This window comes from Streptomyces sp. NPDC049887, from assembly GCF_040656535.1.
Taxonomy (GTDB): Bacteria; Actinomycetota; Actinomycetes; order Streptomycetales; family Streptomycetaceae; genus Streptomyces.
On sequence record NZ_JBFAMM010000006.1, the window covers coordinates 1 to 19,031 of the forward strand.

General features: G+C 73.9%; 17 protein-coding genes. 10 read left to right on the plus strand and 7 right to left on the minus strand.

Going from position 1 to position 19,031, the window contains the following annotated elements; translation table 11 throughout:
• Nucleotides 1-459: 459 nt before the first annotated feature.
• Both AB0J10_RS09205 and dapE read left to right on the plus strand, forming a co-directional pair.
• Entirely contained in the window at nucleotides 460-1,926 is a 1,467-nt protein-coding gene (locus tag AB0J10_RS09205) for an amino acid permease (RefSeq protein ID WP_363059445.1), read from the plus strand.
• Nucleotides 1,923-3,023: a succinyl-diaminopimelate desuccinylase gene (gene dapE / locus AB0J10_RS09210; RefSeq protein ID WP_363059447.1), complete on the plus strand. Its 1,101-nt coding sequence runs from the start codon at nucleotides 1,923-1,925 to the stop codon at nucleotides 3,021-3,023. Before AB0J10_RS09205 ends, dapE begins: the two co-directional genes overlap by 4 nt.
• Nucleotides 3,024-3,320: 297 nt before the next feature.
• Here dapE and AB0J10_RS09215 read toward each other — a convergent pair whose 3' ends face one another.
• On the minus strand, nucleotides 3,321-4,940 hold the full coding sequence (locus AB0J10_RS09215; protein WP_363059449.1) for a helix-turn-helix domain-containing protein: 1,620 nt from the start codon (nucleotides 4,938-4,940) through the stop codon (nucleotides 3,321-3,323).
• A gap of 170 nt (nucleotides 4,941-5,110) precedes the next feature.
• Between AB0J10_RS09215 and AB0J10_RS09220 the strand changes: the two genes are divergently transcribed.
• A complete protein-coding gene (locus tag AB0J10_RS09220; RefSeq protein WP_363059451.1) occupies nucleotides 5,111-6,340 on the plus strand; it encodes a hypothetical protein in 1,230 nt (409 codons plus the stop codon).
• Complete coding sequence (menC, locus tag AB0J10_RS09225) at nucleotides 6,337-7,452, plus strand: o-succinylbenzoate synthase (RefSeq protein ID WP_363059453.1); 1,116 nt, start codon at nucleotides 6,337-6,339, stop codon at nucleotides 7,450-7,452. The genes AB0J10_RS09220 and menC overlap by 4 nt, the downstream gene beginning before the upstream one ends.
• A 53-nt stretch (nucleotides 7,453-7,505) precedes the next feature.
• On the opposite strand, the gene AB0J10_RS09230 is transcribed toward menC, so the two are convergent.
• Nucleotides 7,506-8,204, minus strand: a complete 699-nt coding sequence (locus tag AB0J10_RS09230) for a helix-turn-helix domain-containing protein (protein WP_363059455.1) — start codon at nucleotides 8,202-8,204, stop codon at nucleotides 7,506-7,508.
• A gap of 81 nt (nucleotides 8,205-8,285) precedes the next feature.
• On the opposite strand from AB0J10_RS09230, the gene AB0J10_RS09235 reads away from it, so the two are divergent.
• Together AB0J10_RS09235 and AB0J10_RS09240 are read left to right on the plus strand one after the other, a co-directional pair.
• Nucleotides 8,286-9,785 (plus strand): FAD-binding oxidoreductase, encoded by a 1,500-nt coding sequence (locus AB0J10_RS09235; protein WP_363059457.1) that lies wholly within the window; start codon nucleotides 8,286-8,288, stop codon nucleotides 9,783-9,785.
• Nucleotides 9,786-10,175: 390 nt separating this feature from the next.
• On the plus strand, nucleotides 10,176-10,553 hold the full coding sequence (locus AB0J10_RS09240) for a hypothetical protein (RefSeq protein WP_363059459.1): 378 nt from the start codon (nucleotides 10,176-10,178) through the stop codon (nucleotides 10,551-10,553).
• Nucleotides 10,554-10,899: 346 nt separating this feature from the next.
• Here the strand turns inward: AB0J10_RS09240 and AB0J10_RS09245 are convergent, their stop codons facing one another.
• Entirely contained in the window at nucleotides 10,900-11,781 is an 882-nt protein-coding gene (locus AB0J10_RS09245; protein ID WP_363059461.1) for a hypothetical protein, read from the minus strand.
• 535 nt (nucleotides 11,782-12,316) lie between these two features.
• Between AB0J10_RS09245 and AB0J10_RS09250 the strand changes: the two genes are divergently transcribed.
• Together AB0J10_RS09250 and AB0J10_RS09255 are read left to right on the plus strand one after the other, a co-directional pair.
• The gene (locus AB0J10_RS09250) at nucleotides 12,317-13,672 is read left to right on the plus strand and encodes an NAD(P)/FAD-dependent oxidoreductase (protein ID WP_363059463.1); all 1,356 of its coding nucleotides are present in this window, start codon (nucleotides 12,317-12,319) and stop codon (nucleotides 13,670-13,672) included.
• A gap of 177 nt (nucleotides 13,673-13,849) precedes the next feature.
• Entirely contained in the window at nucleotides 13,850-14,095 is a 246-nt protein-coding gene (locus tag AB0J10_RS09255) for a hypothetical protein (protein ID WP_363059956.1), read from the plus strand.
• Between the two features lie 31 nt (nucleotides 14,096-14,126).
• Here AB0J10_RS09255 and AB0J10_RS09260 read toward each other — a convergent pair whose 3' ends face one another.
• Nucleotides 14,127-14,306 carry a CsbD family protein gene (locus AB0J10_RS09260; protein ID WP_138055446.1) on the minus strand — a complete coding sequence of 60 codons (180 nt, stop codon included), beginning with the start codon at nucleotides 14,304-14,306 and terminating at the stop codon, nucleotides 14,127-14,129.
• 220 nt (nucleotides 14,307-14,526) lie between these two features.
• Here AB0J10_RS09260 and AB0J10_RS09265 point away from each other — a divergent pair, with 220 nt between their 5' ends.
• Both AB0J10_RS09265 and AB0J10_RS09270 read left to right on the plus strand, forming a co-directional pair.
• Complete coding sequence (locus AB0J10_RS09265) at nucleotides 14,527-15,267, plus strand: SDR family oxidoreductase (RefSeq protein WP_363059465.1); 741 nt, start codon at nucleotides 14,527-14,529, stop codon at nucleotides 15,265-15,267.
• A 288-nt stretch (nucleotides 15,268-15,555) separates the two neighbouring features.
• Nucleotides 15,556-16,815 carry an MFS transporter gene (locus AB0J10_RS09270; RefSeq protein WP_363059467.1) on the plus strand — a complete coding sequence of 420 codons (1,260 nt, stop codon included), beginning with the start codon at nucleotides 15,556-15,558 and terminating at the stop codon, nucleotides 16,813-16,815.
• Nucleotides 16,816-16,857: 42 nt separating this feature from the next.
• Here the strand turns inward: AB0J10_RS09270 and AB0J10_RS09275 are convergent, their stop codons facing one another.
• From AB0J10_RS09275 to AB0J10_RS09285, 3 genes are all read right to left on the minus strand, one after another.
• The gene (locus AB0J10_RS09275; protein WP_363059469.1) at nucleotides 16,858-18,123 is read right to left on the minus strand and encodes a S8 family peptidase; all 1,266 of its coding nucleotides are present in this window, start codon (nucleotides 18,121-18,123) and stop codon (nucleotides 16,858-16,860) included.
• Nucleotides 18,124-18,357: 234 nt separating this feature from the next.
• Nucleotides 18,358-18,603 carry a hypothetical protein gene (locus AB0J10_RS09280; protein WP_363059471.1) on the minus strand — a complete coding sequence of 82 codons (246 nt, stop codon included), beginning with the start codon at nucleotides 18,601-18,603 and terminating at the stop codon, nucleotides 18,358-18,360.
• The gene (locus AB0J10_RS09285) at nucleotides 18,587-18,838 is read right to left on the minus strand and encodes a DUF6400 family protein (RefSeq protein WP_363059473.1); all 252 of its coding nucleotides are present in this window, start codon (nucleotides 18,836-18,838) and stop codon (nucleotides 18,587-18,589) included. The genes AB0J10_RS09280 and AB0J10_RS09285 overlap by 17 nt, the downstream gene beginning before the upstream one ends.
• Nucleotides 18,839-19,031: the final 193 nt, after the last annotated feature.

Here is a 19,031-nt window from a genome sequence, read left to right on the forward strand (position 1 = left end):
GCATCAGCGTCCTGTTCGCCATGCTCCGCGACGGAACCTTCTACGAACCGAGAAGCCCCCGCACAGCTTGACGAAAAACATAGAGGCACCCCCCCTCCGCGCGGCCGTCCGGCGGCCGGGGCGCGGCGGTGCAGCGGCGCGGCGGCGCGGGCCGTCCGGCCGGGCGCCGTGCCTCGGCCTGCCGCCGTGCTTCGGGTGCCGGGTGCCGGGTGCGGCTGAGGCGGGGCTGCGGGTGAGGCGGGGCTGCGGGTGCGGCCGCAGTGGTGTCTGGCCGGTGCCTGTGGGGCGGTTCCGCGTGCCGTCCCGGCCCGCGGCCCTCGGACGCCTCCACCTTCGAGTCCTGCATTGGCCGGAAGGACAAAGCACGCCCCGCTGTCTTGGCCGGAGCGCACACCCCTCCCCGCACCTTCGTTCCGCATCATCAAGGGCCGGAACGGGAGCTGTGAGAGGAGTGACGCGATGGACGCTGTGCGGACGAGCCCGCCGAGACCCGCGGGTGAGGTCGGGACCGTGAACAGACTGACACGGCGGCGGGACGTGGCCGATCTGGTCGCCGAGGCCCACGGTGGTGAGCTGCGCCGGACGATGGGGCTCACCCAGCTCACGCTGCTCAGCGTGGGCGCCACCCTCGGAACCGGGATCTTCGTGGTCCTCGGTCAAGCGGTGCCCGAGGCGGGCCCCGCTGTCGTGGTCTCCTTCGTGCTCGCCGGGATCACCGCACTGTTCTCCGCGCTGTCCTACGCCGAGCTGGCGGGCATGATCCCGGGCGCCGGGTCCTCGTACAGCTACACCTACGCCACGCTGGGCGAGCTGGTCGCATGGGTCTGCGGCTGGTGTCTGGTGCTGGAGTACGGCGTCTCGGTCGCCGCCGTCGCGGTCGGCTGGGGCCAGTACGTGAACGAGCTGCTGGAGCTCACCGTCGGCCGGCCGCTGCCCGAGTCGCTGTCCGGACCGCCCGGCGCGGGCGGCGTGCTGAACGTCCCCGCCGCCGCGATCGTCGTCCTCGCCATGGTGGTGCTGCTGCGCGGGGCCCGCGAGAGCGCCGTCGTCAACACGGTCATGGTGGCGGTGAAGGTGGCCGCCCTGCTGATGTTCTGCGCCGTCGCCTTCACCGCGTTCCGCGCCGGGAACTTCCAGCCCCTGTTCCCGCTCGGCATGGCGGGCGTGAGCGCGGGCGCCGCCACGTTGTTCTTCTCGTACATCGGCTTCGACGCAGCGTCGACGGCCGGTGAGGAGGCGAAGAACCCGCAGCGCGACCTGCCGCGCGCCATCCTCCTCTCCCTCGGGCTGATCACCGCGCTGTACTGCGCGGTGGCGGTCGCGGCGGTCGGCGCGATGCCGTGGCGGGAGTTCGCGGGTACCGAGGCCACGCTCAGCGAGGTGCTGGTCCGCTCGGTCGGCGGCGGCACCCTGTGGCCGATCCTGCTGTCGGTCGGCGCGGTCGTCGCCACCACGAGCGTCGTCCTCGCCGTGCAGTACGGGCAGACCCGCATCCTGTTCTCGATGGCGCGCGACGGGCTGGTGCCGTCACTGTTCGCCAGGGTCCACCCGAGGACCGGGGTGCCCCGCGCCAACACCGTCATCGTGTCCTCGTTCGTCATGGTGCTCGCCGCGCTGGTGCCGCTCGGCGCCCTCGCCGACGCCACCAGCATCGGCACCCTGTTCGCGTTCGCGCTGGTCAACTGCGCCGTGCTGATCCTGCGCCGGCGCAGCCCGGAGGCACCGCGCGGCTTCCGGGTGCCGCTCGCGCCGGTGACCTGCGTGCTGGGTGTGCTGTGCTGCGGCTATGTGATGTGGGGGCTGGGCTCCGACACCTGGATCGCGTTCGGTCTGTGGATGGCGGCCGGGTTCGCGATCTACGCCCTCTACGGCATCAGGCACTCCCGGCTGAACCGGCCCGACCCGCAGCAGGAGACCGCCGCATGACCCCGCTGAATCCGGCCGCCGACATAGTGGAGCTCACCCGGGCCCTGGTGGACGTCCCGTCCGAGAGCGGCGACGAGGCCGCCCTCGCCGACGCCGTGGAGGCCGCCCTGAGCGCCTGCGCGCATCTGACGGTCGACCGCATCGGCAACTCCGTCGTGGCCCGCACCGAAGCGGGCCGCGCCGAAAGGGTCGTCGTCGCCGGCCACCTGGACACCGTCCCGGCCGCGGGGAATCTGCCCTCCCGGCTGGAGGGTGGCCTGCTCCACGGGCTCGGGGCGTGCGACATGAAGGGCGGCGTCGCCGTCGCCCTGCGCCTCGCGGCCACTCTCACCGCACCGGTACGCGACGTCACATACGTCTTCTACGAGTGCGAGGAGCTCTCCGGCGACCGCAACGGCCTGAACCGGATCGCCGCCGAACGCCCCGACCTGCTGAAGGCGGATCTGGCGATCCTGATGGAGCCGTCCGACGCGGGCGTCGAGGCGGGCTGCCAGGGCGTCCTGAACGCGGACATCACGGTACGCGGGGAGCGGGCGCACACCGCCCGCTCCTGGAGGGGCGTCAACGCCGCGCATCGAGCGGCCGCCGTGCTCCGGCGCCTCGACGACCACACCGCCGAGCGGATCGTCATCGACGGCCTGGAGTACCGCGAGGGGCTGAACGCGGTCGCCGTCCGTGCGGGCGTCGCCGAGAACGTCGTCCCGGACACCTGTGTGATCACGGTCAACCTGCGTTTCGCGCCCAGTCGTTCGGCCGGGCAGGCCGAGGCGTATCTGCGCGGGCTGTTCCCCGAGTACGAGGTCGAGGTGACCGAGGTCGTGCCGGGAGCCCTGCCCGGTCTCGGACAGGGACCGGTCGCCGCGCTCGTCGAGGTACTGGGCGCGACCCCCCGCCCCAAGCTGGGCTGGACCGATGTCGCCCGCTTCGCCGCGCTCGGCACGCCCGCGCTCAACTACGGCCCCGGCGACCCGGCCCTGGCGCACACCGCCGGGGAGTACGTGCCCGTCGGGCAGCTGCGGGAGTGCGAGGCACGGCTCGCGGGCTGGCTGAGCGGCGGTGCCGTAGAGGGCTGGCACGACTGTGCGGCTGTGCCGTAGGGGGCGGTGGAGCCGTGCTGTGCCGCAATGGGGCGTGGAAGGTGCGCGGCTGTGCCGTAAAGGGGCGGAGCGTAAAGGGGCGGAGGATGCGCACGGCGATGCCGTAGAGGGCCGGAGCGATCGTCCGGTTGAGCGGCCGGGCGCTACGGCGAGGCAATGTGTGCCCGGCCCGTGGACCGCAGGTGCCGCCGTCCGCCCCGGCACGCCGGCCGTGCCCGGCCCGGGGTGCGCGCCGGACGTCGTGCCCCGGGCGCCGGCCGGTGCACCCCTCCCCGCGGCCTGCCGCGGGGAGGGGTTTCACTCACGGCCGGCGCCCCGCAGGCCCCCGAGTGTGCGCAGTTGCAGCCACAGCACCAGCCGCTCGTCCGGGTCGGCGAGATCGAGGCCGACGTGCTGCTGTGCCTGTCTGAGGCGGTACCGGCAGGTGTTGGGGTGCACATCGAGCAGCTTCGCCGCCCGCGCCGTGTCGCATCCGGCGTCCAGCCAGCACACCAGGGTCCTGGCGTAGTCGGTGCCGTGCGCGCTGTCGTACTCCAGGACCTCGCGCCAGGTCCCCGCAGTCAACTCCCGCTGTGCGCCGATCAGCTCCCGCAGCCGCAGCAGGGTGACACGGGCGCGTACCTCGGTCACCGCGGCGACGTCCTCGTCCGGCCCGAGCACCCGCAGCACGAGGTCGGCGTCGTCGCGTGAGCCGCGCACCGCGGCCAGGTCCGCGACCACGTCGCCCAGCCCCGCCCGCACCGGCACCCGCAGTGCCCGGCCCGCGCGCCGCACGATGTCCTCGACGAGCCGCCGGTGCCGCGCCGCACCGCTCCGGGCCTTCGGCTCGGTTCGGGCGGGTGGTCCCCCGGGTCCGGCAACCGGCAGCAGCGCGTACACCGTCCCGTCCACCAGCACGCACGCATGCCATCCGTACCGCGCCTCGCACTGGAGCCGTACGCTGTCCAGCAGCCGCTGCGCCGTCTGTTCCCCGTCGGGCGCGGACACCGCGGCGTCGAGGGCGAAGGCCGCGACCCGGACCGGTGTGTCGGCGGCGAGGCCGAGGCGGTGAGCGGCGCCCGCGGGGTCGGCGGTGCCGTCCAGGAGCCGGCGCAGCAGGTCACCGGCCAGATGCCGGGAGAGCTCCGCGCTCGCCCGCGCCCGCATCAGGAGGAGGGCGGCCGTGGACGCCCCCCGGGTCAGCGCCTCCTCGGCGCCGGGGCCGAGCTGCCCGTCGTCGACGACCCACACCGACCCCAGAGTCTCGCCACCCGCGCGGATCGCGACGGCGAGCCGCGGCAGCTCACCGCCCTCGAGCGCGGTGAGGCGCAGGGGTCCGGGTGCGGCGAACAGGGCTCGGTACTGCTCGGTGTTCTCGGGGCTGCTCGGCACCTGGCGGCCCAGGATGCCTCGCCGCCGGACCTCGTCCACGGCCTGCCCGGGGACGGTGGAGTAGGCCAGGATGCGCTGGTGGGCGTCCTCGACGACGGTCGCGCCGCCCACGGCCACGGCCAGCGCGTTGGCCAGTGCGAACAGGTCCCCGAAGGCGGCCCCGCCGCCCGCCGGGCCGGGCCGGGAGCCGACCGCGGACGCGAGCAGCAGATGGACGTGGTGCCAGGCGGCGTCGTCGTCGACGGCGAGCAGTGCGAGTCCCTGGGCCTCCGCCGCCGCCACGGTGTCGGGTCGCCCGTCCCCGGCGCGCACCACGAGTCCGGCCATCCCGGCCGCCGCGGCATCGCGCGCCAGCGGCCCCAGGTCGCCCGCTCGCGCCCCGACCGCCAGCAGCAGGGCGCCGGGCGCGCTGCGCGGGAACGGGCTCCGGACGTCGTGCAGCAGGATCTCCGAGACGGGTGTTGTGAGGTCGGCCGGGGCGGCGAGCACGCGGAACACGGGTTCGCCGAGGGTGCCGAGCAGGTCCTCGAGGGTGCAGACGTCCATGGGCGGGGCGGGCTCTTCCGGTGCGGGCGGTCACTTGGGGACGATCGGCCCATTCCGCTTTCTACCGGCCGGCGAGCGTCGCGGTCCTTGGCCGATCACAACAGGGGTCACCCCGTTCATTGTGCCGGACGACAACGGATGACGGGATGGGGCCTTGGAGACTCAAGGGCATGACACCTGTGACGAGCTCCGCCGCCGGGTCCGCGGCGGCGAACGGTACGCCGGACGCGCGCCCCCTCGCCGGGGACCCGATCCGCACCGGCGGCGAAGCGGCCCTGAGCACCGGGGGAGGAGCCCCCACGACGGATGAGGCCGCCCGCGGGCCCGGGGGAAGGGCCTCCACCGCGGGTGCAGCCGCCGACGTCGCCCGGGAGGCCGGCGCCGCGGCCCGTGCCGCCGGCGTCACGGTCCGTACCGTGCACGACGTGTCCGGCATCCATGCCGTGGCCGACTTCCTCGCCGATGTGTGGCAGATGCCGCGCGCCACCCCGCCCTACCCCCCGGAGGTGCTGCACAGCCTGGTGCACGCCGGCGGCGCGGTGCACGCGGCGTACTCCGCGCGGTCGTCGGGCGTGCGTCCGGCCGGTGCGGCGGTGGCGGTGTTCGGGCCACCTGGCGAGCGTGACGTGTACTCGTTCGTGGCCGCTGCGAGCGCGTCCGGCCGCGGTGTGGGCTTCGCGATCAAGCAGGCGCAGCGGCTGTGGGCGCTGGAGCGCGGCGCGACCACCATGCGCTGGACCTTCGACCCGCTGGTCGGCCGCAACGCCCGCTTCAACCTGGTCAGGCTGGGCGCCGTCGGAGGCGAGTACCTGGCCGACTTCTACGGACCGATGAGCGACGGCGTGAACAACGGCGACGAGAGCGACCGGCTGACCGTCGTGTGGGACCTGGTGGCCGGAACCCCGCGGAAGGACGACCCCGCCGACGGCCGCTCCGCCGCCGAGGCCGTGCGCCGGGCACCGGACGGCGGCCCGCTCGCCCTGCGCGGCGAGGACCGGATGTGGTGCCGCGTACCGGAGGACGTCGTCGCGCTGCGGGCCGCCGACCCGGCGCTCGCCCTCCGGTGGCGCTACGCCGTGCGCGAGGTGTTCACCGAGGCGTACGCCGAGGGCCTGCGCCCGACGGCGATGTCCCGCGACGGCTGGTACCTGCTGGCCCGCTGCCCGTCCACCGGACCCACGGCGGTGGGGACCGGCTCCGGGACCGCCGCGATCACCGCCGCGCAGACCGAGCGCGGGAGCACCTCTCGCAAGGCCGCCTCCCCGACCGCGTGCGCCCCCTCCGCATCCGCCCCGCCCTCCGCGTCCCCCACCCCTTCCACATCCGCCTCCCCTTCCGCACCCCTCTCCGCAGACACCTCCGCAGACACCTCCGCATCCCCCTCCGAGGAGCAGGAATGAAGCTCGAACGCGTCGAACTGCTCCATGTCGCCATCCCGCTCGTCACCCCGTTCCGCACCTCGTTCGGGACGATGACCAGCAAGGACACCTTCCTGTTGCATGTGGTGACCGACGAGGCGGAGGGCTGGTCCGAATTCGCCGCCGATCCGCAGCCGCTGTACTGCTCGGAGTTCGTCGCCGGAGCGGAGATCGTCATCCGGGACTTCCTGCTGCCCCGCGTCGCCGCCCTGCCCGAACCGACGACCGCCGCCGTCGCCCCGGCCCTGGCCTCCGTCAAGGGCCACGAACTCGCCAAGGCGGCCCTGGAAACCGCCCTGCTGGACGCCGAACTGCGCGCGTACGGGATGTCACTCGCGACGTTTCTCGGCTCGGTCCGCGAAAGGGTGCCCGCCGGAGTGTCGGTCGGCATCAAGGAATCCGTGCCCGAACTGCTCGACGAGGTAGAGCGGTACCTCGCCGAGGGCTACGTCCGTGTCAAGCTGAAGATCGAGCCGGGCTGGGACGTCGAGCCGGTGCGCGCCGTGCGCGACCGCTTCGGCGACGGACTCCCGCTCCAGGTGGACGCCAACACCGCCTACACCCTCGCGGACGCCGAACATCTCAAGCGGCTCGACGAGTTCGGGCTGCTGCTGATCGAGGAGCCGCTGGAGGAGAACAACCTGCACGCCCATGCCCGGCTCCAGAGGCGCCTGGCCACTCCGGTCTGCCTCGACGAGTCGATCCACTCCGCGCGCGACACCGCGTCCGCGCTCGCGATGGACGCCTGCCGGGTGGTCAACGTCAAACCGGCCCGCGTCGGCGGCTATTCGGAAGCCCGCCGCATCCACGACGTGGCGACCGCCCACGGCGTGCCGGTGTGGTGCGGCGGAATGCTGGAGACGGGCATCGGCCGCGCCCCCAACCTGGCGCTCGCCGCGCTCCCGGGCTTCACCCTGCCGGGCGACACCTCCGCCTCCGGCCGGTACTTCGCCGAGGACATCACCGAACCGTTCGTCCTGCAGGACGGCCACCTGACCGTACCGACCGCCCCGGGCATCGGCGTGGCCCCGCTGCCGGACGCCCTCGCCCGGTTCAGCACGGGGAAGCGGGAGTTGTACGCGGTACGGACGTGACCCGTCCTCCCGGTGCGTCATCGTCGCCTGTGCTCGACGACGCCCCGGACACGTCAGGCCGCCGTGCCCGCCGCGGCTCGGGGGACCGGCCTGACGCGGGCGAAGGCGCTGCGGGCGTTCCAGGTGGGGAAGGCGCGTACGAGCCAGGAAGGGCCGTGGAGCTGGATGCGGCGGTCGCGGACGGCTTCGGCCCAGGTCTGCCGGCCCGCGTGCCATTGGACGAAGGCCTCGGCTTCCGCCGTGATGTAAAGGTCCTCGTCGACTCCGGGGTACGTCTTGCAGATCTCGGTGTCGCCGCGCTCGATCAGCAGCCAGTACCGTTCGCCGCGGGTGCGGCCGGTGAAATCGAAGCGGATGACGACGCGTCGATCCGGCAGCCGGTCCCGGCGGAGCATCTTGCACATCGACCACAGCGCCACGAAGGGATCGAGGTGCTCGGGGGCGATCTCGAGCCAGGTCGCCCCCCACTCGCCGAGCGACACGCAGACCTTGAAGAGGTCGTGGCCCGCGGGCGTGAGTTCGTAGTGACGTCCGCGTCCGCCGGGTTTGGGGCACGAGCTGACGATGCCCAGCCGCTCGAGTTGCCTGAGCCGCTGGGAGAGCAGGGTGCGGGACAGCCCGGGCGCGCCTTCCAGGATCTCGCCGAAGCTGCCGCAGCCCAGGTGCAGGTTGCGGATGATCAACGGCGTCCAGCGTTCGGCGAAGATCTCGGCGCCGCGGGCTATGGGGCAGTACTGGCCGTAGCTCCGCACGACACCAGTCTCCCACCCCTCTCCCGGCCCGGAAGTCCAGATTCCTGACTTCACGACCGCGACACCACGGTGGTGCGATGGATGTCGGGGCACCAGGAGGTGGCGGCACGACCGGCGAGCACGTCGGCCGTACCGACCGAGGAGGCGATCGCCATGGAGATCGACGGGTTCCGGGGCCGACTGATCACCGCCCGCCACGCCGACTACGATTCCGCGCGCGCGGTGTGGAACGGGGCCGTCGACCGGCGCCCCCGGCTGATCGCCCGGTGCGGCGGGGCCGCCGACGTGGTCGCGGCCGTGCGCTTCGCCCGCGACCACGACCTGGAGATCGCGGTGCGGGGCGGGGGGCACAACGTGGCCGGCACCGCGGTGTGCGACGAGGGGATCGTCATCGACCTCTCGGCGATGCGCTCGGTACGGGTCGACCCGGCCGGCCGTACGGCCCGGGTGCAGGGCGGTGCGCTGTGGGGCGACGTCGACCACGAGGCGCAGGCCCACGGTCTGGCCACCACCGGCGGGATCGTGAGCCACACGGGCGTTGCCGGGCTGACCCTCGGCGGTGGTATCGGTTTCCTGATGCGCAAGTACGGGCTCACCGTCGACAGCCTGCTGGCCGCCGAGGTGGTCACCGCCGACGGCGGTGTGGTGCGGGCGTCCGCCGACGACCACCCCGATCTGTTCTGGGCGCTGCGCGGCGGCGGCGGTAACTTCGGCGTCGTCACCTCGTTCCGGTTCGCGCTGCACCCCGTCGGCCCGACCGTGCTCGCGGGACCGGTCTTCTGGGCGGCCGACGACACCGGTGACGTGCTGCGCTTCTACCGGGACTTCGCTGTGGAGGCACCCGACGGACTCGGCACCGTCGTCAGGCTCGGTACCGTTCCCCCGCTGCCGGCCATCCCCGAGGAACTGCACTGGCGGCCGGCCGTCGCCGTTGTCTGCTGCCACGCCGGCGCGGTCGAGGACGGCGAGCGGGCGGTGCGGGCCCTCCGCCGGTTCGGGAGGCCGCTCGTGGACCTGGTCGCGCCGAAGCCGTACACGGCCCATCAGAGCAGCACCGACGACACCGTCCCGCACGGCTGGAACTACTACTGGAAGGCCACGGACCTGACCGGCCTCTCCGACCACGCCGTCACGGTCATCGCCGACCACGCCTACGCGGCCGGCTCGCCCCGCTCGTACTCGGTGCTGTTCCACATGGGCGGCGCCGTCGCCCGGGTCGCGCACGACGCCACCGCCTACGCCGCTCGTGACGTGGCCCACAACATCAACATCGATGCCGTATGGCTCCCCGGGGAGTCCGGTGAGCGGGCCGCGGCCGAGACCGCATGGGCGCGGCGGTTCCTGCACGCTCTCCAGCCGCACCGCGTCGGCAGCGTCTATGTCAACTTCCTCGACGCCGACGACGGCACCAGCCGCTTGCGGGAGGCGTACGGCGAGCGCGTATACCGTCGACTGGCCGACGTAAAGGCCGCGTACGACCCCGACAACGCCTTCCACCTCAACAAGAACATCCGTCCCGGTGCGGCCTCCCCGGCCATCGCGGGACCGTCGATCGGATCGCCCGGCCGAGGTGGATCCTGACCGCCACCGGGCACCGGCGCCGGCGGCGAACGCAGATCCGGTACTTCTGCGCGCACATCACCCGGCAGGGGCATGCGGTGTCCCCCTGTGTGGGCGTTCCCGAGTCCGGGTGTTGGACGAGGTGCCGGCACCGGGCCGGTGACGTGCATGGGGTTGTGCGGTGCACCCGTCGAGCCGATCGCGGAGCTGTTCGGCTTCTCCAGCCCCTTCTTCCAGGTCCTCGGTGGTGGCGCTGGGTGGGTTCCCGTGAGGTGAGCGCCCTCTATGCCCCCGGTTCGCTCCATTGAGTTGTTTGCCAGGAAAACGCATCCACTGTGCCGATTGGTGCAGCAATGCTGATCGCCGAGGGAACTCCCACTCCCGGGGTTCCACGGACGAAAGGACACATGCATGCGAGGCAAGCAGGCGATCGGCGCGGGCGCGCTGGCACTGGCCCTCGTCTCAGGCGCCGGATGGGCCGCCCAGGCGACCACCGCCGAGACCGCGGTGGCCAAGGCTCCGGCTGCGGTGGCCAAGGCTCCGGCCGCGGTGGACGGGTATCAGATCGTCAAGCTCCCCAACGCCAACGTGCCCAACTTCCAGCGCCGGACCGTCTTCTGCCCGACGGGCAAGAAGGTCATCGCCGGTGGTGCCGAAGCCCAGGGCAACGGCGCGGTGCTGGTCGGCAGCTTCCCGACCGACGACGGGCGCGGCTGGATCGGACTCGGCCGGCAGGACGGCTACTCCAGCGTCGGCGTCAGCGTCTACGCGGTCTGCGCGAGCGTCTGACCGGCCGGGCCTGACGCAGTAGGCGGTTCCTCGCTGCCGACCGGGCGGCGAGGGACCACCGCGCCTCCTCCCCTCCGGGCACTCCGTGAGCGCGCTCCTCTCGGACCGATCAGGTCCGGGCCCTCGGAGCGGGCTGCGGAGGCGCACACTGCCGGTCGTGGATCCCCGGGAGGGGGAGCGGGAGGACCACGGCCGGAAGGCATCGGTCAGGAGCCGTGGTCAGGCGGGCGGAGGGCGCCCCCGCCGCCCGCCTGGCCACGGACGGCGCCTCCGACGAGGCCCGCGCGAACGGTCAGCTCCCGCACGCCGGCCCGCTCTCCCGCCGCGGCCCGGGCCCGCCGACCGGTCATCTCCCGGTGAGCGCGGCACCGCCGACGACACTCCGGCCCACGCTCGCCGGGAGCGGCACCCGCTTGGGCAGTGCCTCCGTCACCGGCACCTCCGTGGTGCCGGGGGTCGGGCTGCCCGTGGGCGAGGCGCCCGTACTGCCGCTGGGGCTCGGTGAGGCGGGAACCGTCGGCGAGGGCGACGGGGCCGGGCGGCCGGTGGAGGGGCGGACGCTCGGCCCTGCGGTCACCGGCGGAGGAGCCGTGTCCGGGGCGGGTTCCGGGGTGGGGGCGGCCGGGGGTTCCGGGGCGGCGGGGGTCGTGGTGCGGGGGCGTCCGGGCGCAGCGCCGTCGCGTTCCCGGGCGGCCCCCCTGGCGGGGTGGGTGGCCGGACGCTCCGGTGCGGCCGAGGCCGCCGGCCGTGCGGTGCCGTGTTCCCGGGGACCGTCGGGGGACGGCAGTTCCGGGCTCGGCGCGGCCAGTGGGAGGCCGGCGGAGCCGTCGGCCAGCAGCGAGGACGTGCCCAGGCCGCCCAGCACCGCGAAGGCGGCGGCGGCGAGAGTCCGGCCGCCGTATGTCCTCCACCGCCGTGGCCGGGGGCGGTGGGGGTCGGCCGCATGGGCCGCGGCCCGGTGGGCGTCGGCCGTGGTCACATGTGCCGCCGCCGTGGGACTCGGCGGCGCGGCCGTTCCGGCCGCGGCCGGGGGAGCGGCATGCGCGGGGGCGGAGGCGGCGGCGGGGGACCCGCCGGTTGCCGTCTCCTCGTCGGGGCCGGTCTCCGCCATCGGCGTGGCGACCGGCGGAATCCCGTCCGCGCCGGCCATCGCGGGGTCGTACGCACCGCATTCGGGGCACGTCACGGCGCCGTTGAGTGTGCGGTGGCAGGGAACGCAGTAGTCCATGGGCGCGACCGATCTAGTACGCGGGTCGCGGGCGGGAGCCCTGGGCCGCCGGACGCGCCCGGCGGCGGCTCGCGGACGCCGGGCGGAGCCGGGTGCGGTGCGGAAGGAACCTCGGCATGTGCGGACCTCGCTCACTCGGCGGTCTGGGTGGGTCACCGGTTACCGGGGTCAACGAGGGCCCGCGAGCGGGTGTTCAACCGTCGGCGCAAACGTGGCACGGGTAACTTCCCTGCCGGTGGGGGCCGTTGAGGTCCCGTGCCGGCCGGGTGCCCGGTCCGGACGAGGGCACGGGCCCCCGCGCCGGGCGGGTGTGCGTGGCAGCACGCAGCCACCGCCCGCACCGCGTGCAGAGCCGTAGGCGCGGGCGCCGGAGATGTGACAGGGCCCGTCCTGAGACAGTCCGCCCCACCGCCCGGTCCGGTCGCCGACCGGGTGGGCGGTGTGTCGCCCGGACGGCCCCAAGTGCCGCACGGGCGGTTCACCCACCGAGCGCCGGCGGCCCCGGCGGGTGAGGCTGCCCCGTGGAGGTGCCCTCATGGAGCAGGCGACGGCGGACGTGTGTGTGGTCGGTGCCGGATTCGCGGGTCTGGCGGCCGCGCGGAACCTGGCGCACGCGGGCCGGGAGGTGATCGTGCTCGAAGCCCGGGACCGCGTGGGCGGCCGGGTGTGGAACCGCGAACTGCCCGACGGCACCGTCGTCTCCGCGGGCGGGACCTGGCTCGGGGAAGGCCAGGCGAGGATGTTCCGGCTCGCCCGGGAGTACGGTCTCCGGGCGTATCCGCAGTACGGTGACGGCGACCACGTCCTGCGCCTCGACGGCGTCGACCACCGCTACCGGGGAAGCATCCCCAAGGCCGGTCCGGCGACGCTCGCCTCCCTGGGACTGGCCTTCGCGCGGCTGAACGCGATGGCGCGCCGGCTCCCCGCCGACGCCCCCTGGCTGGCCCCTCACGCGCGGACGCTCGACGCCCGCACGCTCGGGCAGTGGCTCGCCGATCCGCTCAATGTGCCCTCCGGCACGGCGCACACCGTGCTGAAGGCGACCATGAGCCTGCTGTTCTGCACCGACCCCGCCGAGGTCTCCCTGCTGGGCGCGCTGGTCCTGGCACGGGGCGGCGGAGGGTTCGACTACTACACCGACAGCGGCAGGACCGAGACGCATCTCCTCGACGGCGGGACCCCGGAGCTGGCCCGACGGATGGCCGAAGGGCTCGGCGACGCCGTACGCCTGGCCAGTCCGGTCCGCCGGATCGTCCAGAACGGGAACGACGCCGAGGTGAGCACCGACGCGCTGACGGTACGGGCGCGCCGGGTCATCGTCGCCGTACCGCCGGTGCTCACCGGGCGCATCCTGTTCGAGCCGGCGCTGCCGCCCGCCGCGGTCCATCTGCGGCAGCGGATGACGCCCGGCTCGATCATCCGCGTCCACACCTCGTACCCCGAGCCGTTCTGGCGCGGCCAGCGCCTGTCCGGGCAGACGCTCGCGCCCCTGTCGGCCGTCCCCGTGACCATCGACCAGACCCCACCCGGGGACGGGCCAGGGGTGCTGAGCAGCTACGCCTTCGGGCCCGGGGCCGTACGGCTCGGCCGCCTGGACCCCAAGGAGCGCCGGGACGTGTGGCTGCACGCGCTCGCGGAACGGTTCGGCCCGGAGGCCCTGCATCCCCTGGGGCACCTGGAGACCGACTGGTCCGCGCAGGCTTGGTCCGCGGGCGGGATGATCGGCCACTTCCCGCCCGGGGCACTCACCGGCTACGGTCGTGCGCTGCGCGAGCCGGTCGGCCGGATCCACTGGGCGGGCACGGAGACCGCGACGCAGATGCACGGGCTGATGGAGGGCGCGGTGCGCTCCGGAGAGCGTGCCGCCCGGGAGGTCCTGGCCCTCAACTGACCTCCCCGAAGGTCCCGCCCCGGTGGGCCGATCCGCGGGGCTCCACCGCCGTGGTCGGGTTCATCGAGCGCCGAGCTCCGCACTGGCCGTGCAGCCGGGCCGCTCGCCGCCGGTACTGCGCCGGGGCGCCGGGCCGCGCTCCTTCCGGGCGGCCGTGCCGGACCCCTGCTCGGGCGGATTCCCGGCTGCGCGCACCGGACCGCCACCGCGCCGCTGGAGCCGGACGACCTCCCGCTCCTCTGCACCGGCGGCCTGATCGCGGGGCGCGACGAGGACGTCGGGGAATCGCTCGACGGCCTCGTCCGCGGCCTGGCGCGCGAAGGGCCGCTGTCGCCGCAGGAGACCGTCGGCGACCTGGTCTCGGCCCACACCGCTGCCGGCCTGGAGGACGACGTGCGCCTGCCGGTCCTGCGGATCGGCTGACCGCGCAGGATCCCGGAGCCGGCCGGATGTCTCAGTGGTGCCTGGTGTGCCTGCGCACCTGGTCGGCCGCCTTCTCCGCCATCTCCTGCGCCTTGCCGCGCAGCATGTCGCTCCGGCCCGAGCGCTGCATGGACTTGTCGCCCATGGTCTTCCCGAGGGTCTCCTTCAGCTTGCCCTTGATCTGCCGCGCCTTGGCGTTGTGCTTGCTCATCAGGATCGGTGTCCTCTCGGGTCCGTGGTGCGTCCACGCACCGGTTAACCCTGCGCCTGTTCACCCTGCGCCTACCCGGGTTGGCCCGCAACCTGCGCACCTGTACGCACCCGCGCACCCGCTCCCGCGCACCCGCGCCTTCCCCCGGCTGTGATGGAGTGGCCCCCGGAAGGCCCGCACGACGTCCGGCGCGGGCAGGAGCGAGCCAGGGAGGTGCCAGATGGGGCGTCCGGTCACCGTCGTCACGGGCGGGAGCCGTGGCATCGGCGCGGCCACCTGCGTCCGGCTGGCCGCCGACGGCCACGACCTGGCCCTCGGGTACGTCAGCAACGCGGCGGCCGCCGAGGAGGTCGCGCGGGCCGTGCGCACCACCGGCGCGCGCTGCGTCACCGTACGGGCGGACACCTCCGACGAGACGGCGGTCGAGCGGTTGTTCGACATCGCGGCGGCGGAACTCGGCGCCGTGACCGGGCTGGTGAACAACGCAGGCGTCACCGGCCCGCTCGGTCGGCTGGCCGACGCCCGCACCGAGGACCTGCGCCGGGTCATCGACGTGAACCTGCTGGGCTGTCTGCTGTGCTGCCGGCGCGCCGCCCGTGACATGGCCGCGCACGGTTCCGGCGCCATCGTCAACATCTCCTCGGCCGCCGCGACGCTCGGCGCACCCGGGGAGTACGTCCACTACGCGGCGACGAAGGCGGCGACCGACGCCCTGACCGTCGGCCTGGCCAAGGAACTAGGCCCGCAGGGCATCCGCGTCAACGCCGTCGCCCCGGGCACCGCCAACACCGACATGCACGCGGCCATGGGCGATCCCGACCGGCCCCGGAAGGTGGCCGCGGTGACCCCGCTCGGCCGGCCGGGAGAGCCGTCCGAGATCGCCGGGGCCGTCTCCTGGCTGCTCTCGGACGACGCCTCGTTCACGACGGGGACGGTCCTGCGGGTCTCCGGCGGCCGCTGAGCGCACCGGGGCGGTGACGGGTTCACCGGGGGACGTACCCGGTGAGCCCGCGCCCCACAAGCCCACCCCCCGGGGCTTCCGGTACCCGTGCGGCCGCCCCGGCGTCGTCAGGGTTCTGACGGCGATGAAGCCCGCAGGGTTCACGGGGCCCGGCCCGGCCCACCGGGATTCGTGCGGCCTGCCCGCGCTGTGAGCGGCCCGACCGCTCTGTAAGGGGCTCGCCAGGATGCGTCAATATACTTCCGCCATGCCGCCGATAGCCGCCCGCCGCCGCACGACCGTCCCCCGGTGACCGCCACCGGCACCCCCGCCCGGGGACCCCGCATCCTCGCCGACCTCACACCGCTGCGCCTCTCCGCCCACTACCGGCGGCTCTGGCTCGGCAACACTGTCTCCTGGATCGGCCAGGGCATGACCACGCTGGCGATCTCGCTCCAGGTGTACGACATCACGCGCTCGACCTTCTCCGTCGGGCTCGTCGGCCTCTTCTCCCTCGTCCCGTTGATCGTCTTCGGCCTGTACGGCGGCGCCGTCGCCGACACCGTGGACCGGCGGGTGCTGGGGCTGTGGAGTGCGGCGGGTTCCGCCGGGCTGTCGGCAGCGCTCGCCGCGGCCGCGTTCGCGGGTTTCCACCACGTCTGGTTCCTGTACGGCGTCGTCGCGCTCCAGGCCGTGTGCGCCGCGCTCAACTCGCCCGCCCGAAGCGCGATGATCCCGAGGCTGCTGCCGCCCGGGCAGCTGCCCGCCGCCAACGCGCTCTCCTCCATGACGATGACGTCCGGCATGCTGATCGGCCCGATGCTGGGCGGGCTGATCGTCGGCTACGGCGGCTACCAGGCCGCGTACGTCATCGACTTCGCCGCGTTCGGAGCCGCGCTGTACGCGATGTGGCGGTTGCCGTCGATGCTGCCCGACCGTGACCGCGCGAAGGGCGGCCGTGCGTCCGTGCTCGACGGGCTGCGCTTCCTCGCCACCCGGCCGAACATCCGCATGACGTTCTTCTCCGACTTCTGCGCGATGATCCTCGCCCATCCGCGCGCGCTCTTCCCGGCCGTGGCCGGGCTCTGGTACGGCGGGGACGCCCGTACGACGGGCCTGCTCGTCGCCGCGCCCGCCGTCGGCGCGCTGCTCGGCGGGGTGTTCTCCGGCTGGACGGGGCGCATCCGGCGGCACGGGGCGGCGATCCTGCTCGCCGTGGCCGCGTGGGGTACCGCGATCGCCGTGTTCGGCCTGACCCGGAACCTCTGGCTCGGGCTGCTGTTCCTCGCGGTCGCCGGATGGGCCGACACGGTCTCCATGGTCTTCCGCAACACCATGCTGCAGGCGGCCGCGCCGGACGAGATGCGCGGCCGCCTGCAGGGAGTCTTCGTCGTCGTCGTGGCGGGCGGCCCCCGCCTCGGCGACTTCCTCGCCGGGTCGGTCGCCGACGTCACCTCGCCGGCCGTCGCCGTCACCGGCGGCGGTCTCGCCTGCGTCCTCGCCGTCGCCCTCCTGGCGCTGCGCGGTCGCGGCTTCCTGCGCTACGACGCCCGCCGGCCGACGCCGTGAGTCCCGGAGGCGGGACCGCCCGCTCGGCGGGACCGGTCGGGGTCAGAACGAACGGAGCCGGAGCAGGGGCTCCTTGATGCCGTCACCGTCCTCCGACGGCCAGGTCCAGTCCGTGCCGCCCGCCGTCACCAGGGCCGACTTGACCTCGGCGGGGGAGGCGGCGGGGTGCGTGGCCCGGTAGAGGGCCGCGCCGCCCGCGACGTGCGGGGCTGCCATGGAGGTGCCGGAAAGGGTGGAGTAGCCGCCGTTCCTGAAGGTGGAGCGGATGCACACGCCGGGGGCGATCAGGTCCACGTCGCGCCCGTAGTTGGAGAAGTCGGCGAAGGTGTCGTCCCGGTCCGTGCGGCAGGTGGGGCTGCCGAGACCGCCCGGCTTGCCGTCGAAGTCGGCAAGCGCGCTGACCGTGATCACCTCGTCGTAGGCGGCCGGGACGATGCCGGCCGCGTCGGTGTGGTCGTTGCCGGCGGCTACGGCGTAGGTGACTCCCTTCGCCACCGAGTTGCAGATCGCCTGGTGCATGGCGTCGTTGTTGGTCTTGCCGCAGTTGCCGTCGTCCTTGCCCGAGCCGCCCAGGCTCATGTTGACGACGTCGATCTCGTCGGCGTGCTGGGTGACGTGGTCGATGCCGCAGATGACGTTCGAGGTGCTGCCGGAACCGAACGGGCTGAGCACCTGGACCGGCCAGAGCCGTACGCCCGGTGCGACGCCGACCACTCCCGTGCCGTTGTCGAGGGCGCCGATCGTGCCGGCCACATGGGTGCCGTGCCCGTGCATGTCCGTGGGCGGAAGGAACGGCAGCCAGCAGTTCTTGCCCCCGGCCTCGTACACGTTGAGATCCGGGTGGTCCGCGTCGATACCGGTGTCGATGACCGCCACGTCGGCGTCGACCCGGGTGTCGTTGCCGTCGATCGCGGCGGTCGGGCTGAGGTCGGCCTCCACCCGGTCCACCCCGGTCGGCACCGTCTGGGCGGCGATCCGCACCGGAAGGTCGGGCTCTACGGACCGGACTCCCGGCTCGTCCGCGAGCTCGGCCGCCGTGGCCGCGGTCATCGACGCCGCGTAGCCCTGCAGGGCGTGCCGGTAGACGTGCACCACCACGGCGCCCATGGACGACGCCCGCCCGACGGCCGCGTTCACGGCGGCGTCGGCGCTCTCGGCCGCGGGGGTGTGCTCGAGCGTCACGATGTACCGGCCGGTGGTCTGACCGCCGGTCTGACCGGACTGGGCGGTCGTGCCGGCGACCGCGGTGGCCGACGGGGCGGCCGCGAGTGCGAGGACGAGCAGAGCAGCGCCGAAGATCTTGGGCATCCCAGACCTTTCTTGAGGAAGTCGTCGGAGATCGACCGGCCTTCACCGGTCTTCTTCCGGAACGTCAACGGGTTCGGCGCTTACAGCTAGCAGCTCCGGGGTGGCGCGACGGTCCGACATCCGGGCGGTCACCGGATTGCTGACTACTCGTCATCCATATAGCTGTGTCATATTCCCCCGCGGATTCGCGGATCCTGCCCTCCGCCGGCGCTGCCGGGTTCCGCGGCCGCGGGATCAGCAGGGCGGCGGGTCCCCGGCGGGGCGCTTCGCGCGGCGGCGGGTGTCGACCGACCACATATGGGTGCAGCCGGGGCACTGCAGATGGACCACCGCGCCCTCGTTGGAGATCAGATAGCGCCAGTGCTCCGCACAGTTGCGCCGGTCCGCGCAGGGGCCGCAGTCCCGCGCGTCGTCGCAGGCGGGGCAGGGCAGCCAGGCACGGCGGGCGATGTCGGCCTGCGGATCAATGGGAAGGCGCACGGCCCGGGCCCCTTTCCGGAAGGACACCGGCGGCGACGAGCATGTCGTACGTCCGCTGCTGCCCGGCGTCGAGACCGGAGTAGAGCAGCGCGTACGCGGCCTCCTCGCCCTCCAGCGCCGCCACGGGGTCCCAGTCCGGCCCCAGCGCGGCCACCACCTCGGCCCGGCGCCGGGCCTCCTCGAAGGTCAGGTCGATCTCGAACGGGGTGAGGTCGGGCGAACGGTCCTGGTCCATGGGCGACACTTCCGGTCTTGCTGTGGTGCGGCGGCCCCTCCGGGCGGACTGCCACGTCTACCAGAGGGGCGTCGCGCGAGGGAAGGGTTGCCTAAGTTGCTGTGACGCACCTCATGGCTCGTGGGCCCCACGGACCACTCGGAGCACAGGGACCGTACGTGGCGACCGGACTCCCGGGCCGCTCGCACGGCGG

Coding starts and splice junctions, on each gene's coding strand:
- AB0J10_RS09205 (WP_363059445.1), top strand. CDS start 460: ATGGACGCTGTGCGGACGAGCCCGCCGAGACCCGCGGGTGAGGTCGGG.
- dapE (WP_363059447.1), top strand. CDS start 1,923: ATGACCCCGCTGAATCCGGCCGCCGACATAGTGGAGCTCACCCGGGCC.
- AB0J10_RS09215 (WP_363059449.1), bottom strand. CDS start 4,940: ATGGACGTCTGCACCCTCGAGGACCTGCTCGGCACCCTCGGCGAACCC.
- AB0J10_RS09220 (WP_363059451.1), top strand. CDS start 5,111: ATGACACCTGTGACGAGCTCCGCCGCCGGGTCCGCGGCGGCGAACGGT.
- menC (WP_363059453.1), top strand. CDS start 6,337: ATGAAGCTCGAACGCGTCGAACTGCTCCATGTCGCCATCCCGCTCGTC.
- AB0J10_RS09235 (WP_363059457.1), top strand. CDS start 8,286: ATGTCGGGGCACCAGGAGGTGGCGGCACGACCGGCGAGCACGTCGGCC.
- AB0J10_RS09240 (WP_363059459.1), top strand. CDS start 10,176: ATGCGAGGCAAGCAGGCGATCGGCGCGGGCGCGCTGGCACTGGCCCTC.
- AB0J10_RS09245 (WP_363059461.1), bottom strand. CDS start 11,781: ATGGACTACTGCGTTCCCTGCCACCGCACACTCAACGGCGCCGTGACG.
- AB0J10_RS09250 (WP_363059463.1), top strand. CDS start 12,317: ATGGAGCAGGCGACGGCGGACGTGTGTGTGGTCGGTGCCGGATTCGCG.
- AB0J10_RS09260 (WP_138055446.1), bottom strand. CDS start 14,306: ATGAGCAAGCACAACGCCAAGGCGCGGCAGATCAAGGGCAAGCTGAAG.
- AB0J10_RS09265 (WP_363059465.1), top strand. CDS start 14,527: ATGGGGCGTCCGGTCACCGTCGTCACGGGCGGGAGCCGTGGCATCGGC.
- AB0J10_RS09275 (WP_363059469.1), bottom strand. CDS start 18,123: ATGCCCAAGATCTTCGGCGCTGCTCTGCTCGTCCTCGCACTCGCGGCC.
- AB0J10_RS09285 (WP_363059473.1), bottom strand. CDS start 18,838: ATGGACCAGGACCGTTCGCCCGACCTCACCCCGTTCGAGATCGACCTG.